At 37.6% G+C, this 17,411-nt stretch carries 19 protein-coding genes; 12 read left to right on the top strand and 7 right to left on the bottom strand.

From position 1 onward, the window contains the following. Window positions 1-2 precede the first annotated feature (2 nt). Genes radA through WC707_06500 form a run of 3 tightly spaced genes read right to left on the bottom strand, consistent with a single transcriptional unit; the run spans window position 3 to window position 2,297 of the window. Window positions 3-1,340 carry a DNA repair protein RadA gene (radA, locus tag WC707_06510; protein MFA6066805.1) on the bottom strand — a complete coding sequence of 446 codons (1,338 nt, stop codon included), beginning with the start codon at window positions 1,338-1,340 and terminating at the stop codon, window positions 3-5. A gap of 57 nt (window positions 1,341-1,397) precedes the next feature. Further along, window positions 1,398-1,694, bottom strand: coding sequence for a nucleotidyltransferase domain-containing protein (locus WC707_06505; protein ID MFA6066804.1), 297 nt, complete (start codon window positions 1,692-1,694; stop codon window positions 1,398-1,400). Between the two features lie 24 nt (window positions 1,695-1,718). Beyond that, on the bottom strand, window positions 1,719-2,297 hold the full coding sequence (locus WC707_06500; protein ID MFA6066803.1) for a thymidine kinase: 579 nt from the start codon (window positions 2,295-2,297) through the stop codon (window positions 1,719-1,721). Between the two features lie 79 nt (window positions 2,298-2,376). Here WC707_06500 and WC707_06495 point away from each other — a divergent pair, with 79 nt between their 5' ends. After that, window positions 2,377-2,781 (top strand): hypothetical protein, encoded by a 405-nt coding sequence (locus WC707_06495; protein MFA6066802.1) that lies wholly within the window; start codon window positions 2,377-2,379, stop codon window positions 2,779-2,781. A gap of 61 nt (window positions 2,782-2,842) precedes the next feature. Here the strand turns inward: WC707_06495 and WC707_06490 are convergent, their stop codons facing one another. Beyond that, window positions 2,843-3,631, bottom strand: a complete 789-nt coding sequence (locus WC707_06490; protein MFA6066801.1) for a hypothetical protein — start codon at window positions 3,629-3,631, stop codon at window positions 2,843-2,845. Window positions 3,632-4,068: 437 nt separating this feature from the next. Here WC707_06490 and WC707_06485 point away from each other — a divergent pair, with 437 nt between their 5' ends. Continuing rightward, window positions 4,069-4,605, top strand: coding sequence for a hypothetical protein (locus WC707_06485; protein ID MFA6066800.1), 537 nt, complete (start codon window positions 4,069-4,071; stop codon window positions 4,603-4,605). 47 nt (window positions 4,606-4,652) lie between these two features. Here the strand turns inward: WC707_06485 and WC707_06480 are convergent, their stop codons facing one another. Continuing rightward, entirely contained in the window at window positions 4,653-5,669 is a 1,017-nt protein-coding gene (locus WC707_06480; protein ID MFA6066799.1) for a hypothetical protein, read from the bottom strand. 191 nt (window positions 5,670-5,860) lie between these two features. On the opposite strand from WC707_06480, the gene WC707_06475 reads away from it, so the two are divergent. The 10 genes from WC707_06475 to WC707_06430 all read left to right on the top strand — a co-directional run bounded on the left by WC707_06475 (window position 5,861) and on the right by WC707_06430 (window position 15,741). Next, window positions 5,861-7,087 carry a type II secretion system F family protein gene (locus tag WC707_06475; GenBank protein MFA6066798.1) on the top strand — a complete coding sequence of 409 codons (1,227 nt, stop codon included), beginning with the start codon at window positions 5,861-5,863 and terminating at the stop codon, window positions 7,085-7,087. A gap of 15 nt (window positions 7,088-7,102) precedes the next feature. Continuing rightward, window positions 7,103-7,519 (top strand): type II secretion system protein GspG, encoded by a 417-nt coding sequence (locus WC707_06470; GenBank protein ID MFA6066797.1) that lies wholly within the window; start codon window positions 7,103-7,105, stop codon window positions 7,517-7,519. Beyond that, window positions 7,470-8,042 carry a prepilin-type N-terminal cleavage/methylation domain-containing protein gene (locus WC707_06465; GenBank protein MFA6066796.1) on the top strand — a complete coding sequence of 191 codons (573 nt, stop codon included), beginning with the start codon at window positions 7,470-7,472 and terminating at the stop codon, window positions 8,040-8,042. The genes WC707_06470 and WC707_06465 overlap by 50 nt, the downstream gene beginning before the upstream one ends. Next, entirely contained in the window at window positions 8,017-8,412 is a 396-nt protein-coding gene (locus WC707_06460) for a prepilin-type N-terminal cleavage/methylation domain-containing protein (GenBank protein MFA6066795.1), read from the top strand. Before WC707_06465 ends, WC707_06460 begins: the two co-directional genes overlap by 26 nt. Next, window positions 8,405-9,220, top strand: coding sequence for a prepilin-type N-terminal cleavage/methylation domain-containing protein (locus WC707_06455; protein ID MFA6066794.1), 816 nt, complete (start codon window positions 8,405-8,407; stop codon window positions 9,218-9,220). Before WC707_06460 ends, WC707_06455 begins: the two co-directional genes overlap by 8 nt. Before the next feature lie 2 nt (window positions 9,221-9,222). Then, window positions 9,223-10,242, top strand: coding sequence for a hypothetical protein (locus WC707_06450; GenBank protein MFA6066793.1), 1,020 nt, complete (start codon window positions 9,223-9,225; stop codon window positions 10,240-10,242). A gap of 85 nt (window positions 10,243-10,327) precedes the next feature. Beyond that, a complete protein-coding gene (locus WC707_06445; GenBank protein ID MFA6066792.1) occupies window positions 10,328-11,092 on the top strand; it encodes a hypothetical protein in 765 nt (254 codons plus the stop codon). Beyond that, the gene (locus WC707_06440; GenBank protein ID MFA6066791.1) at window positions 11,089-12,102 is read left to right on the top strand and encodes an ankyrin repeat domain-containing protein; all 1,014 of its coding nucleotides are present in this window, start codon (window positions 11,089-11,091) and stop codon (window positions 12,100-12,102) included. The genes WC707_06445 and WC707_06440 overlap by 4 nt, the downstream gene beginning before the upstream one ends. Window positions 12,103-12,223: 121 nt before the next feature. Then, a complete protein-coding gene (locus WC707_06435) occupies window positions 12,224-13,897 on the top strand; it encodes an ankyrin repeat domain-containing protein (protein MFA6066790.1) in 1,674 nt (557 codons plus the stop codon). Between the two features lie 68 nt (window positions 13,898-13,965). Then, the gene (locus tag WC707_06430; GenBank protein ID MFA6066789.1) at window positions 13,966-15,741 is read left to right on the top strand and encodes an ankyrin repeat domain-containing protein; all 1,776 of its coding nucleotides are present in this window, start codon (window positions 13,966-13,968) and stop codon (window positions 15,739-15,741) included. Window positions 15,742-15,851: 110 nt separating this feature from the next. Here the strand turns inward: WC707_06430 and WC707_06425 are convergent, their stop codons facing one another. Next, window positions 15,852-16,511, bottom strand: coding sequence for a hypothetical protein (locus WC707_06425; protein MFA6066788.1), 660 nt, complete (start codon window positions 16,509-16,511; stop codon window positions 15,852-15,854). A gap of 68 nt (window positions 16,512-16,579) precedes the next feature. Continuing rightward, on the bottom strand, window positions 16,580-17,332 hold the full coding sequence (locus WC707_06420; protein MFA6066787.1) for a hypothetical protein: 753 nt from the start codon (window positions 17,330-17,332) through the stop codon (window positions 16,580-16,582). Between the last annotated feature and the right edge of the window lie 79 nt (window positions 17,333-17,411).

The following is a 17,411-nucleotide window of genomic DNA, read 5'->3' as shown; positions in this document are numbered from 1 at the left end:
TGTTAAGACTCAAATATGGTTAACAATTCATAAACGTGACTGAATCGCATAACCGCGCAAGAAGTATAGTCCAGTTTTTGATTTTTTGCAATGATCAAGTGATTAATACTAAATTTTTCAGCTTCTTTAACATGCAAGTTTATATAATTTATTGGCTTTATTTGCCCCGTCAAACTAATCTCTCCCAAAATAATGCATTTCTCTGGAATAGGCTTTTGAAAAAAACTTGATAACAGAGCAAGAGCGATACCAAGATCAGCGGAGCTGCCCTTTATTTTAAACCCACCACTTACTTTAAAAAAAATATCTTGCGTACTTAACTTTACTTGCAAATATTTTTCCAAAATTGCTGCGATAAGCACCACCTGAGTGTGATCAATACCTGATACAACACGTTGCGGCATACCAAATTTGGTCGTAATAGTAAGCGCCTGCAACTCCAAAATGAGCGGACGCGTTCCCTCAATATAACTAATTAAAACTGATCCAGGATTATAAGAAACTTCTTGCAATAAGTGCTCATTAATATGTGGTACTTCTTGCAGCCCCGTCTCTTGCATTTCAAAAAAACCAAGCTCATTAATGGTACCAAAACGATTTTTAACAGAACGCAATATACGCGTCTGCCAACGATCTTCACCTTGCAAATAAAAAACGGCATCAACCATATGCTCAAGCGTTTTTGGCCCCGCCATGGCACCATCTTTGGTGATATGACCACTTAATAAAACTGCTATCGTATTATCTTTTGCGAGTCTCATTAATTTGAATGCAGCTTCTTTTAATTGGCCAATACTTCCTGGCAATAGATGGGTATTTGATATAAAGCAATTTTGCAAAGAATCTATAACGACCATAGCCGGCTTATGCTCTTGACTAGTCAAAATAATTTCATCAAGATTTGCCTGATCTGCAAAAAGGAGTTCGGTACTCAAACAATTGAGCCGCTGCGCGCGCAATTTTACTTGCTCCAGCGATTCTTCTGATGAAAAATAAAGCACTGTGTGATGCTTTGCCAAGTTATGCGCAATCTGTAACAAGAGCGTCGATTTACCGATACCAGGGTCTCCCGTCAGCATAATAAAAGCCCCCGGCATAATGCCACCGCCAGTAACTCTATCCCATTCTTGAATACCAGAAAGCATTTTAACTGCCGGTTTTGTTATAACTGCAGAAAGAGCCGTCATCGCTAAAACGCGGCTATGCTGCGCTGGCGCATACACCTGCTGTTTTTGCTCTTCTATAGTGTTCCATTCTTTACATTCAGGACAACATCCCAGCCACTTGGGGACAATATGATCGCACTGCGTGCAGACAAAGGAAACTTTTTGTTTACTCATAAAAATACTTACTCAATAGAGTTATAGGCGCTTTTTTAAGAGCTTGTATTTTATATGTTAACTTTTCCATACTACCTTTTCTTTCATAATTCTTGTTTTAAAATCTTCCGGAATGGCATTAATATCGACAATATCGACGGTATACGGAACGTTAAGATTATCGATAGTATTTAACAGATGTGAATGCACCGACATTGGTATTTTTTCTGTATCATCAATGGCAATATCAATGTCAGATGATATTTTTGCGGTGTTGGTTGCCTGAGACCCGAAAAGATAAATTTTCGCCTCCGGCATATGATACTCGATTGCCTTAATGAGTTTAGCTTTATAGGGCAAAATGGCATTATTCATATATGAACTCACTTTTTTATATTTTTATACTACGTCGATTTGATAACATTCGCGGCAGCGGGCCTGGTAGCACTCTTCTGCACCAATAACAATTACCGGATCACTTGATCGCGCAGGGCTTCCGTTAACAAGCCGTTGTGTAAAATGGGCGTCATTTCCACATGTCATGCATACAGCTTGCAATTTGGTGGCAGAGTCTGCAAGAGCAAGCAACGCAGGCATGCAACCAAATGGTGTGCCTCTAAAATCTAAATCGAGGCCTGCAACAATAACACGCTTGCCTTGTGCAACAAACTGCTGGATAACGGGTATAATATCGTTAGAAAAAAATTGCACTTCATCAATGCCGATAACTTCTGTTGCATCCAAAACGTATGATTGTAACGTTACAACACTGTCGATTGCAATTGCCGCAAGTTTATCGCCGCTATGCGCATTAATATGATCTACAGTTTTTCTATTATCCAGACAATGTTTAAATACTTGAGTGGATAAGTGGGCAAATTCCGCCCGACGCACCCTACGGATCAGTTCTTCTGATTTCCCAGAAAACATGGAACCACACACAACCTCTAATTTGCCGACACGATTTTTTTTATGCATAATTTTTCCGGGTAAAAGAGTATCTTTTAAAAGAATATCTTTTTATAATGTACATGATTTTTTTTATTTTGGAGATGGTATGAAAAAAAATATTTTTTGTTTATTACTCATAACTCTGCCCCTCTGCGCCAGTTATGACGAGCTAGAACAACGCATTAAAAAAGAAATTATTAATTGTCCCGACAAAGAAACGGGACAATGTTACGTCAATTTTAAACGCATTATAGATCGCGCCGAGCGCGGGATCATAAAGAATAATTGGGCAAGCACTTACGCTCAATTAACCACAACAGAAAAGCAAAATCTTAATCGTCGTATTGTTGAACTTATGCAAGAGCACTGCCGCGACAAAACTTTTAGATTTTGCATTGCTGAAGCTGATTATGAAAATGTCGAAATTAAATTAAACTCTAACAAGCCACTCATGAAACATTTACAGGATATAGTCGATAAAGACGAGCTGCTCAAAAAATTTACCAAATAACCAGTTGATTTCTAATAATGGCGCCCGCCATATGACGGGCGCCATTATTTTATTATCTCATTCAGCCTTCATTAAGAGTATCGACAATATTTTGAAATGTTTTTACTCGGGCGTTTACATTTTCGAGGTTTTCTTCCGCATTTTCAATCTGTCTTCTATGCATATGACGCGCCAACCACGAAGATTGCGTTGGAAGTGTTTCTCTATTCGCACGTAATCTTTCATACTGAAGTATTTTTTGTTGGTCTTCTGCGTTTTCGAGTTCTTTTTGCGCTATCTCCAATGCCGACTTTTTATAAGAAGGATCGATAAAGCCTAGTTTTATGTTTGGATGTGCTCCACGCGCAATTAATGTTTTTACGGAATCAAGGTCTCCTGATTCTACAGCATTTATAAGGGCTTTTGTCTTTGGTGCAATGTACGATTGCACTTGGCGTTGAATGTGAGAAGGAATTTCTTGGAGTCGTTCATTCCAAATTTCTGGGTGTAAGGCCATTGTTCCTAAGTAATCAGAAGGGAGATAGCCGGCAGTATAAAAATTAAAACCGTGGTGACGTTCTTGATATCGAGGATCACTGATTGCCTTCTGATATATGCTTCTAGGATACAATGTTGGATCTTCAAAACCAGGTTCAACGTTAAGCGCTTGTTGCCTTGGATCCTCTAGTCTTTTTTGGTCTTCAAGATCTTTACGGGCCCATATTGCTTCTTGCTTCCATTGTTCCTCGGTTCTACGCGAAGGTTGTGTTCGCCATCCCGCATAATCTTTGGCTCGCTGCCACCAACTCGCATCGGTAGTGCCGCTGTAGAATGCTGCAATGCTTGCGAGTATTAATAATCTGTTTTTCATGGTTTTCCCTCTGTTTTTCATGGTTTTTTCCTATCTATGTATAAAAATTTTATTTTTATAATATTATACTCTCAGCATACGCAATTTACTTGCCATTTGTCAATAATTAACAAATTGTAATATAGAAATAACAGATACTATACTATATTTTATAACCATTTGTCAATAATTATCATGAGATCCTTCTCTTTTGTATTTACTTGAAATAACCTCTGGAAAAAATGTGCGCAAGATCGCTCCCGACTTCGTCCTGCGGACTTACGCCTACGCCAAGGCTACGGCGCACAGGCCTATGGGTAGGCAGGGCGAGCGAAATTATAAAACTTTCTTTTTGCTTATTACGCATAAGGTCTAATAGCATTGCCCAAGATGAAATTTTTAAAAAATTTGATAAAATATAGGAAGTATTTTTTAAAAACAATTTCTTAGGAATAATTATGAATAAGCATTATATATTTACACTACTCTTTGTAGCATTGCCACACTTTTGCATTGCAGCTACTGATGAAGAAATTATCGCCGCCCGAGTAGCAAGAATAAAACAACAGATTGAAACGCTCACTCAAAATTGCGCTGATTCTGACAAAGAATTCTGCGCTAAATTTAAAAAAAAGTTTTTGAAGGGCCTTGCAAAAAGCAATCCGATGATTAAGGCGTATCTCGTATTGTCGCCAGAACATCAAAAAAACATTGATGCTATTGAAGAACACTCTATTGAAATGGGATTTTACCTTGCAAAAGAGATGAATGAACTTAATAAGCGCATGGCACAAATTCAAGCTGACGAAAAAAAAATTATATTGCAATTTAATGAAGAGGGGGCCAAGTTTGTGTCGCAGTATAAAGGATCTATCGATGCACTTCAAAATGAACTAGAAAAAATTCAAAACAAAAAGATGGAGCAATTTGAAAAAGAAGCTCAAAATACAATCAAACCAATGATTGGTTCTAAAAAATTTAAACCAAAAAAATAAATTCTAGAATGTATGAAGGGGGGCTTACGCTCCCCTTCATTTTTTAATCAAGAAAGCGATTTAACCGTTGTGGGAAGCGCCATTTCGCCACCGTGTTTTTTCTTAACAATCACATAATCAGTAATAATACCACTCGCATGCGCGCGGGCTTTGAGCTCACCCTCCACCAATGCCTTGTGCAATCTATCAACTTTTGTGGTAATAAAATCTTCTTGCTCTTCTAAATATAAAAAAGCAAGAGAAGCATTAGTCAAATCTTGCTGTATCGCAGAATATGTTTCTAATGATAATGCAGGTCCCGTAGATTCAATAAAATAACAATAGCGATAAATTAATGACCAGTAACATTGATTAAGCATTTTTGTATCAGGGATAATAGCAGAGTCATACAGCGCATCTAAACAGCTACCCAATGTTTTTACATTTTCCCATGTTTCTAGCTGATCACGCGGATCCCATATTAATTTATTAAGCCCTGATTCTATAAACCTCACAATGCACCATTGCAATTGCTGAACGGTAGGCTCGCCATCAGAGCCGTGCGTGGTTACCATAATTTCATCAGCTAAATTGTCGATAAAGCCGCTGGGGTCTTGCTTAAGTTCTGTAAAGCGCGTGAGCAAAGCATGTTTTATAATTTTTTTGATTAATTCTTTTTGAGCTTCTTTATAATTTTTTGTAATTGGCTCAAATAACCGTGGGAATTCTTTAAGCATAATGTGCAATGCAAACGGATTGACCCATTGAGACTCTTTAAGTTTTTGATGAAAAATGTCTAATGATGATTCAAGAAATCCATTGGGCTGATCAAGTTGCACGCCAAATTCTAAAAAGTCGAGACAGTGCAAAAAACAAGCGGGTAAAAAATGTTCTGAATAGCTTGTTTGATTAAACGTATGCTTAAAAAAACAACGCACGCCCGGCTGAGTAAATTTTACTGGCTTAAGAAATGAGACAAGGTCATTATTGGTAAATGCTTCATGCGATGCATGCACATACAAACAAGCGCAACCCAGGAGCCTCATAAGAATTGTTCTTTTTTTTATAATCAAAGAGAAGATCATGTAAAAACCTTTCATAGTTCACAGAGCAATCACTCTACGGGCCACTGCCCCGTTTTATAGTTTATTTTTTTTAAAAGTATAAGCAAATGTTTACTTAATAAAGGGGTTTATTGTATTTTTGTATATTGACTAACCAAAACATGGTATCATAAGCATAAGAATAGATTCAAGATTCTTTATAGGACATCAGAATGGCCTTATACACGTATCAGGCACTATCGCGCGACGGCGGAAAAAAGATAAGTGGTACTCTCGACGCACCTTCGATTACATCCGTACGCGAGCAGTTAACTCAACGCGGCTTATTTGCAACAAAAATTGAACTTGCAACTGACGCCTCATCTACTACCAGCGGTTTTTCATGGAGAACGCTGTTACAAAAAAAAGTATCTTTTAAAGATAAAATTTTTTTTACCAAGCAACTTTCCATGCTGCTCAAATCAGGCGTCCCTTTATTAAATGCCCTAGAACTTTTAACCGATCAAACCGAAGGCGGATTGCGCTCGATAGTTGTTCAACTGAAAGATGGCATCAAAGAAGGCCGCTCTCTGGCCGATGGTTTAAGTAAATTCCCCCGTACGTTTGAAAATATTTATATCCAATTAGTACGCGCTGGCGAAGCAAGCGGGCGCTTGGAAATCATTCTTGATCGCTTAACAAGCTATATTGAACGCCAACAAGAACTGCGTAAAAAAATAAATAAAGCGCTGACCTACCCGATGCTTCAACTGTCCGTTGTAGGATTGGTCGTCATTGTATTATTAACGTACGTTGTTCCACAAATTGCTCAGACATTTGAAGGCCAGGGGGCTATGCTGCCGCTTTCAACCCGTATATTGATGGGCATGTCGAGTATTTTGGTCAACTACTATTATATTTTGTTACCGATCGTTATAACATTGGTTGTTATGTATCGTTTATGGAAAGCGACACCGCAAGGTGCACGTGCTATTGATATTATCAAACTCAAGCTCCCTATTATTAAATATTTTACCCGTACCGGCGCTGTCGTACAATTTAGCAGAACGTTGGGAATGTTGATTGAAGCGGGCGTTAATTTAGCAGAGGCATTATCGATTGTCGTTAAAATTGTTGATAATAGAGTTTTGGCTGATGCGTTGCAAGAAGCACGAGAAAATATTCTCAAACAAGGTAAAGTTGCTGAATATTTAAAACAAACGGGCATTTTCCCACCCGTTGCTATTTATTTGATTAATACCGGCGAGCAAAGTGGTCACCTTGATACGATGTTATTAACCGTCGCTGAATATTATGAAGTTGAATTGGCCGACCTTGCTGATAGTTTGGCATCAAAAATTGACCCGATTATGTTGCTGGTTATGGCTGTTATTGTTGGATTTATTGTTATGGCAATCGTTACACCAATGGTTGGTCTCAATGACATTATAGGTGCATAATTATGAAAGGTTTATATGAATATGCAAAGTAAGTCTGGCTTCTCTTTAATCGAACTTGTAATTGCTATTACGATCATGGCAATTTTTGCAGGGATAGCTATCCCCTCATATTTAGGGATCACGAGAAAAGCAAAAAAAGATTCGACGGTAAGTATATTAAAAACATTAGATACAGCTGTTTCAAGTTTTCATGGCGATACGGGAAGTTATCCCAATAGTATTTCTGAGTTGGTACACAAACCATCAGATGAAAAAATAGGAAAACGCTGGGAAGGTCCTTATATAGATAAAGAAATAACCAGTGATGGCTACAAAACTGATCTCGTCTATCGCGTGACAAAAGGTGGAAAACATCCGTATGAATTATACTCATGGGGCCCGAATGGCGAAGGCAGTCCAGAAGAAGAATGGATTAATGTCTGGGATATCTAGAGGCTTTAGTCTTTTAGAACTTGTTATTGTTATCGCAATTATAGCGATCATTGGTGTTGTCGCCATCCCGCGTTTTTCTGCCAAGAAAACCGAAAAAATTGATACATTTTTCTCACAGCTCAATGTATTAACCAAGATGGCGCACACCAATGCGCAGATAACCGGCGCCGTTCATCGCATTCTATTTGATGTTGCTCACGATATCATTATCATTGAAAAAACGACCGGCGCAAAAACTGCCAGTGGTGATCTTGTATTTGAGCCGATAAAATCAGAATACCTCAAGAATAGTATTGCGTGGCCAGACGATTATGATCTGCGTAATTTTTATATAAAAGGCGCAGACGAGTTAAAGGGCGGAAAAACCAACAAAGTATGGTTTTATATTGTACCAGAAGGCGTTGGCCAACAAATTGTAATTAATATCGCAGCAAGAAATGATAGTGGGTTGTGGAGTTTTGTATTAAATCCTTTTACGCTTCAGTTTAAAAAATATGATGAAATCCAAAAGCCCTCAGCCTAACGGCTTTTCACTCGTAGAAGTTGTTATTGCACTGACCGTATTTGCAATGATCATGACATCATTGCTCGCCCTTCAAGGAACATTGACAACAACGCTGGCAAGAGCGTCGCGCAGAATCAGTTCTTGCATGCACGTAAAAAACTTTTTTTATGAAATAGAACGCAAAAAAAAAGAATCTGATGCAAAAATATCTTCAGAAGAAAAGAAAACTGAAGCAGGAATATTGACCTATTCTGAAGAACCACTGGGCAAAGACTCTGCTTTTAAAAAACTAAAAAATCTTGTTATTAATAAAGTTGAACTGCGTAGCACATTAGGGGGCAGATCCCAGCTTGTATATATAAAACATGCAGGAGAAAAGCATGAATAAGCGCGGGTTTAGCTTAATAGAACTGGTAATTGCTATGGCCGTAGGTTCAGTCATTCTGTTTGCCGTATATCAAACATTTAATCAAATACAAAAGGCTGCACTACGCCTTGACGCAGTACTCATCAAAGATACCATGATCATGCCACTCTATAACCAATTAGAAAAAGATATTTCTGCTATCTACGTACCCGTGCCACTCCCAGCAGGACCAGCGCCAGCACAGGTAGCACCTGTACAGGCGTCGCCTGCAAAACCAGAAGAAAAAAAAGAATTAGAAAAAATATTTTATACAACAAGCAAAGATTCAGGGCTACAAGAATTAACGTTTATAACAACGACGCCGTTAGTTGGCTATGATGAAGTCGCACCACGACTTGTACGTGTAACATACGCTTTAAAACAAGAACCTGATAACGTATACACACTCACGCGCACTGAATCCTCACAGCTTGCGTACAAACCAGAAAAAGCAACACCTACAAAATCGTATGATATTGCCCAGGGGATTAAAAAAATTACCCTAACATTATATGTTTTTTCTGAGCAAAAAAAAGATGAAAAAACAGAATACAAAACAGTATCAGAATGGTCATCTGAAGAACAGTTTAAAAAAATAAAAAAACACGTTCCCGATTATATTAGTCTTACTATTACATGGCATGATGCTGTGTTGCGCAAAGAACGGAATTTTATTATTGAGTTGCCTATTATAGCGCAAGAAAGAATTGCAGAAGAAAAGCCAGCGGGCGCTGGACCAACACCTACTGAGCAGGCGCCAAAACTACCACAAAAACCACTAGGGTCATAAACGTGAACAAAGCTCTACATACAACACGTTCGGGATACATTTTAGTACTGACATTACTCATCATGTCCGTGTGTATCATAATAATTTCTCGTTTTGCAAATGGCATTATTGCCCAAAACAAAGTGTCCGTATTATTTGTAGAACGGGAACAAGCGCGCATGCTTGCCCTGAGCGGTATCCAGATCGCCATCAGTCAATTAAGTCCAGAAATAGATGAAAAAGAAAAATCAGATCCAAACAAAGTGCTGCAAAAAAAATATGGTGCCTATCTTGAACACGCAGCGCATTGGCAAAGTTATACACTCAAAGAATCTACCGACGGCATCGATGGAACCTTGTTGGTATATATCACTAATGAGTCTGGCAAAATTAATATTAATGGCTTGTATAATCAGAAAGAAAAAAAGTTTGTTATTGCGGCAGAGGCAAAAAAAATACTCACGCTCATAGGTGAAAAGCTCCAGCCATTTACAAAAAGTAGCAATGTATATGATTCATTTGAGCGTTTTCTGCAACAACGCGAGGACAAACCGCTTGATGACGTGAGCCAATTATTAGCAATAGAGAGTTTAAAATTACCATTATTTTTGAGTAAGCCGGAAAAAGCAGAAAATAATATTCCAGCTATCACCGATATTTTTTCTATCGATATACAAACACCACCCCTGCAAGCACTGGCATTATCACAATCATTGGCACAGCTCTTTGGTTTTAAAATGGTAACGGCTGCTGACGAGCAAAATAATAAGCGCATTCAAGACGTAGCAAAAAAGCTTAAGCCAACTATGGACTGGGCAAAAGAATGGGAAGCGACAGGGGCTCAGTTGCTCGGCAAACCGTATACCGAAGTTACGCCGGAACTCAAAGCACTTTTTGATCAAAAGCTTGAGCTCAAAATGTTTTCGGTCATCGCCCACGCTACAGTCGGTACGGTCACGCAAAAAGTGTACGCCGTTATCGAACTCGTAACTGACAAAGACAAGCACGAAAGCTTTGCTATAAGAAAAATATATTGGATATAATTACTTGCTGAATTTACTTGTAAAAGTATATACTTATATAGAGCAAACTAAAAATATCAAAACTTATAACAATACCAACGGGCATATGAAATTGCAGCAAAAAGTAATTACGTTTTTTTCGATTATGTTGTTCTGTTTTTTTACCGCCCTCCCCTATCCCTATCGCTTTCAACGCTTATTATTACTTGATAAAGATACTCAAGATATAAAAAACTGCGTCGATATCATATATGACCATCATATAGCAGTCGATGATTTTGCTAAAAAACCATCGATAAGCAAAGTCAAAGAAGGGTTATTGCAATTAGATGAGCAGCATGCTTTATCAACTCCTGATCGAACATTACTTGCTGCATTCAGAACGTTGAATAAACGAAAATTTGAGAGTGGTAATGCCAAGAAGAAGGGTGGAGTAGAGGGGAAAATTGATCTTTTGTGGGAAAGCACTGAACCCCAGTCCGTTAATCCCAATGCCGAAAAATTCATAAAATATGCTGCAGGGCTTTTTTCAAAAGAATTTACGGGAGCCAATAATATTACATTTATAGATTCTGATACGTATAGGCAGAACTCGTTCATTTTTCTTGCATTCGAAGCAATGCGAAAAGAACTTGTGCCAATGCATAGTACAGCCGAACTATCATGGATTCCGATTGGTGTAACCGAATATTTCAAAACTACGTCCTGCGACATTACCACTAGCCGACAATATTGCGATTTAATGAACATTAAAGACACGGAGAGCCGCGAGAAGGTGGCAAAAAAATGGTCTGCTTTACAAGATGAGTATAAAACAAAAATACTTCCCTTTTTTACAAAACTCTTACAAAGTAACGATAACGCACAGTGAAAGATTTAGCTGAAGAATTTAAAAAACCAGTTAACAAAGACTTTGTATTACAACTTACATCTTTTGGGAATTCTATAGCAGATTTTGAATTTCTCATTAATATATTACGTTCAACTAAAGAGCATGTCATCGTATATGCTGGTGGCCTTCATTGCGAAAAGGTTTCTCAATGGCTCAAAAATCTTGATGGATATGGGTATAATCTTATCACCGACCTTGGTTTCAATGTACCAAACGTTTATGGTATAACAATTTCTCATAGGGCATGGGATTATTTACTCGAAAAACCAATTCAATCATTCAATAATTATAAACGACATGGAAATCGCCCTTTTATTAATGTTGTGACAGAGCAATCGGATGTATTTAAGAAGTTTGTACAACTTTGTAATCTCCTTGACCCTAAACCAAACACAAAAACGCTTGAACGATTGCAGCTCATTAAGAATATTTTCAATCCTAGATCAGACACAAAAATACTTGAACAGTTACAACAATTTTTTAAAAAAGCTGACACAACATTTGTTAATTTTATAGAAGCACGCATACCAAAATATGATAACCAAACCCTTTTATTCGCTACCGTTAATCGGGGGTTAATTAAATCTACCGATTTTTTACTCAAACATGGTGCACGCGCTAATGTACGAGATGACAAAGGGCAAACGCCACTTTTTTATGCAGGGCCATATCCAGAAATCGTTAAACTATTACTCGAATCCGGCGCCGACACTTCTGTAAAAAATAATGCTCATCAATCAGTTATCGACTATTTAGATTTGCAAGCCAACACTACCGCTGAAAGCAGAGATTTAGTTGAAAATAAACCACCGCTTCCAAAAGAAACTAAACCTAAAATCAAGCCCGTATTTAAAAAACCATCATTTGGTTGGTATGCATGGCTTGAAAAAACAAAAAGATCTTTTGCCAGATGGATTGGCTGGTCAAAATCCCAACCAAAAGCATCAACGACCAAAAAAACACAAACAACTCTACGCGATCTTGATTAAGCTTGCAAAAAACAAAAAAATATACCGAATATAATTACTTGCTGAATTTACTTGTGCAAGTATATACTTACATAGATCTAACTAAAAATATCAAAACTTATAACAATGCAAGGGAGGCAGTATGAGTTTATTGAAACAAAAAGTAATTACGTTCTTTTCGATTATGTTGCTCTGTTACTCTTTCATAACCCTCTCCTATCCCTATCGATTCCAACGCTTAATATCGCTTGAAAAAGACGGTAAAACTATAAAAAAATGTGTCGACTTCATATACGATTTTCATATTAAGGTACCCGATTTTGCCAAAAGGCCATCGATAAAAAAAGTCAAAGAAGGTCTCTTGAAAGTAGACGAACAACACGCGTTATCAACAACAGAACGAACGTTACTGGCTGCATTAAGAACTTTGAATCAACCAGGGGACGCAAAGATCGATCTTTTGTGGGAATTTGTACCTGGCTCTGAAAAAGTTTCTGCAGCAGAAACACACTTTCTACTTTACGGCGGTAAGATTTTATCACAAGAATCCAAAGACGCTAATACTATTACATTTATTAATTCCGATACATATAGAACGAAGAAAGCCTTCGGTGCTCTTTTCAATCTTGCATACATAGATTCTAAGCACGGTCTTTCATCTGATGCACTTAATGCTATTACCATTAAAGAGCTCCTAGAGTCTTTAGATGCATTTTTTGATGATACGCCGTGCGACACAAATACCGATCGACAATTTTGTGATTTATCTAAAATTACAGATACAGAGATCTATGAAGTTGCAAAAAAAAATTGGCTTGATTTTAAAAAGATTTATGAAACAAAAGCGAGGCCCATTTTTAGCAATATTTTACAACGCAATAGCAATGCTACCGGAGAAGAGCTCAGACAACAATTGCTTAAAGAAAAAAATTTAAATGAATCAGGCAACATAGCTACTATGTATAACTTTATGGCGAATTTTGAATTTATTATTAATGTATTAAGCACTTCTAAAAAACATGTCATAGTATATGCTGGTGGTTTGCATTGCGAGGCTATTTCTCGGGGACTCCAAAATAAAAATGCATATGGATACAATCTTATTATTGACCTTGGCTCTAATAAAATTAGTTTTATTAGTCCTGTAATTTCTTATAGAGCATGGGATTATTTGCTCGAAACGCCTCTTCAATCATTTAATAATTATAAACGACATGGCAATCGCCCTTTTATTAATATCGTGACACCGCAATCAGATGTGTTTCAGGATTTTTCAAAAGTCCGTGAACTTCTTGTCCAGACATCAAACAGAAGAATGATTGAACAATTACAAAGCGCTGCTAAAAATATTGTTAATCCTAAACCAGATACAAAAATGCTTGAACAGTTACAACAATTTTTTAAAAAAGCGGACAAAACATTTGTTAATTTTATAGAATGGCGTATACCAGAATATGATAATCAAACCCTGTTATTTGCTACCGTCATCCTGGGATGGGTTAAATCAACCGAATTTTTACTCAAACATGGTGCACGTGCTAATGTACGGGACAACAAAGGACAAACGCCCCTTTTTTATGCCGGACCGTATCCAGAAATTGTTAAACTATTACTCGCCTTTGGCGCTGATGTCTCTGTAAAAAACAACAACAATCAGCTCATTGTTGATTATTTAAATATGCAAAAAAACACTGCCCCTGAAAGCAAAGATTTAGTTATAAATAATAAACCACAACTTCCAAAAAAAACTGCGCCTAAAAGCAAAGTTTCTGTTACAAAAGACCAACCGCCCTCGGCGCTCAATGATCTTGATTAAGCTTTGCAAACAGGGGAATGTGTGGACGAACTAAAAATACCAAAACTTATAATAATACAGAGGACAGTATGAGTTTATCAAGGCAAAAAGCAATTACGTTCTTTTCAATTATTTTGTTCTGTTGCCCTTTTATCACCCTCTCCTATCCCTATCGATTCCAACGCTTAATATCGCTTGAAAAAGACGGTAAAACTATAAAAAAATGCGTCGACTTCATATCCGACGCTCATATTCAAGTACCTGATTTTGCTAAAAAACCATCGATGAAAAAGGTCAAAGCGGGTCTATTAAAAGTAGACGAACAACATGCCTTATCAACTCCAGAACGAACGTTACTTGCAGCATTAAGAACTTTGAATAAACCAGGGCGCAAAGAGATCGACCTTTTATGGGAATTTGTACCTAATTCTGAATATTATTCCATAGCAGAAGTAGATTTTATAGCCTACGGGGGTAACATTCTATTACAAGAATTCCAAGATGCAAATAATATTACGTTTATTAATTCTGATACACATAGACGCGGGAAAGTAATCTTCGATGCTCTTTTCAATCTTGCATTCATACATGCTGATCGAGGTCTTTCATCTGAAGAGCTTAAGTCCATTACAATTAAAAAGCTCCTAGACTCTTTAGATGCATTCTTTGATGATACGCCTTGCGACACAAATACTAATCGACAATTTTGTGATTTATCTAAAATTACAGATGCCGAGAGCCATAAGATCACACAAGCAGATTGGCTTTTTTTTAAAAATCTTTATCAAAAAGAAGCGAGGCCCATTTTTAGCAATATCTTACAATGCAAGGTTAATGCTACCGCAGAAGATCTAAGACAACAATTGCTTCAAGAAAAGAATTTAACTCAATCAGAAACAATTACTACTATGTATACCTTTATGACAAATTTTGAATTTCTTATTAATATATTAAGCACTTCTAAAGAACATGTCATCGCATATGCTGGAGGCGACCATTGTGACACTATTTCTCAGGGGCTCAAAGGTCCTTATGGATGGAATCTTGTTATAGACCTTGGTTTCAATATACCGGACATTTACGGTGTAACAATTTCTCATAGAGCCTGGGATTATTTACTCGAAACACCTCTTCAATCGTTGAACAATTATAAACGACATGGCGATCGCCCTTTTATTAATATCGTGACAGCAGAATCAGATGTGCTCAAGAAATTTGTACTACTTATTAGTATTTTTAATCCTAGACCAGACGCAACAAGGCTTGAGCGGCTGAAACGCTCTTTAAAGAATATTTTTTATCCTAGATCAGATGAAAAAACACTTGAGCAATTACAACAATTTTTTACGCAAGCTGACAAAACTTTTGTTCATTTTATAGAATGGCGCATATCAAAATACGATAATCAAACACTTTTATTTGCTACCGTCAATCAAGGCTTGGTAAAATCCACCGAATTTTTACTCGAGCACGGCGCTCGTGCTAATGTGCGTGATGACAAAGGACTGACGCCACTTTTTTATGCTGGACCGTATCCAGAAATTGTTAAACTATTACTCGCATCCGGCGCCGACGTCAATGTAAAAAACAACGACAATCAGTCAGTCTATACCTATTTAAATAATCAAAAAAATACTAAACCTGAAAGCAAAAATCTGGTTGCGCAAAATAAGCCATCACCTCAAAAAAGCCCTGAACCTAACGTCAAAGCTCCTGTTGCAAAAGATCAGTCGCCGCGAGAAAAAATGAAACATAATTACACGTGGTCTGAATGGCTTAAAAAAACAAAAAGATCTTTTGCCAGATGGATTGGCTGGTCAAAAGCTCAAAAAACACCGGCTGTGCCGGCTTCAACGCGACCTTGATTAAGCACGCTGTCGCCCTATGGGCTATGGCGCACCAGTCTTCGCTACTTCGTAGCTACGCCCGGCGAGCAGGCTGGGATGAGCTCCCTCGATACAAATTTCTTCGAAATTCACTCGGGATGAGCGGGATTGGTTGACAGGCCAGTTTTGAGTTTATAGTCACTCATCCAAGTTAAAAAAGTAGTTTTGATAACTGCTAGATGCTCAAGCCGCTGCTCAAAGAGTTTCTTTAATTCTGGGTTATAACAAGAAAACGGCGCGAGATATATTTTCTCCAACATGCCACCAATCACAATAAATGCTCGCAACTGCTTTTCTTCAGTTTCAATATCTTTCATAAAGCAAATAAGTGGTCTTATTGCATCGGCAACCGTTGCAGGCGTTGTATACCTTTGCTGTATCGCCGCCAGTAATTGTTCAGTTATAAGATGATCATTATATTGCTTCCACAGCGACCAGCAGTTTGGTCGCGAAAGCTGATAGCGCAGGTACGTGCCGTACACCTGCAATGCTACGTAACCTATAATGCATGAGTTGATCCCAATTTTTAGCTTATTCGCGAGCAGCCACGTCTTACTTTGGACACACAGCGTGCTTTGTTTTTCTTGCAGCAGTGCATACTTGCCATCAAACTTGTTTCTCAAATATTGAAAAAGCTCTTTGGAAATAGTCTGATTATAGATATTGATATTGTTATAATTTATTTGTGGCGGCTCCGCCATAAGACAAAAGATAATGCATGCAAAAAATAGTACGCTCAATTTATTCATAATACTCCCCTTTTTTTTAATACCCACCTACCATAATGATAGCTATAAACTTATGTATCTCACAAGTACTAAAACGCACCGACCCAATTTAAAAAACCATACAACGCGCCATGCAATTGCGGAGTGTCAACATGAGCACCGCATCCAGGCGCAGGACACGTAAATGGCTGATGACATGTTTTACAATGCTGTGCTTGTTCTTGTGCGCATGATCTGCACAAAAAATGCCCGCAAGAAAGTTGTAAGAGATCAACGCCATGATTATCAGCTAAACAACATTGTTTGCTATATGTAGCTTGCTGAACAACCGGCTGACTGACAACACTTATTCCCTGAGCAAGCAACCTTACCAACCCTTCTATTTTTTGATCAAAATTCTGGGCATTGCCTAAAAATTTCTCATAACCTGCACCGGGATTTTCAAAAATAATGTTCAATTCCTGTACAATATTTTCTTTTGTCCGTAATACAATTTGATCTTCAATAGTGCTCGGCAGACGATATTTTTTAACATACTTGCGTGCTAATTCCGCCCCGCTTTCTTGCATATTACCCGCAATTTTATTAAAGGTTTCTCGCTTAATGCATTCTCTATTAAAAAGCGGTTTACCATCTTTGTAGCCCATAACACACTTTTGTATATTATTTTCTGCATTTTTTATACACAGCTGCTTGCCTGAATAATTTTTTCTACCAAAAAAAATAGCTACAATATGATTAACAACTGTTTTTGCCTCACGTTCATACAGATCTTCTGCCTGAATAGCTGCACACAATGCCATACATGTGAAAAAAAAAGCTCTTTTATTTACGTTATACATAGCATCCTCGCTTGTTTTAAAAAAATGTAATCGCAATATACTGTATAACAAATAGTTATGATGTCAAAAATAAGGGAGA

The sequence above is a fragment of the Candidatus Babeliaceae bacterium genome, from assembly GCA_041660765.1.
GTDB lineage: Bacteria > Babelota > Babeliae > Babelales > Babelaceae > JBAZVR01.
Note: the sequence above shows the minus strand (reverse complement) of the source record. Positions and strands in the feature narration are given on the sequence as shown.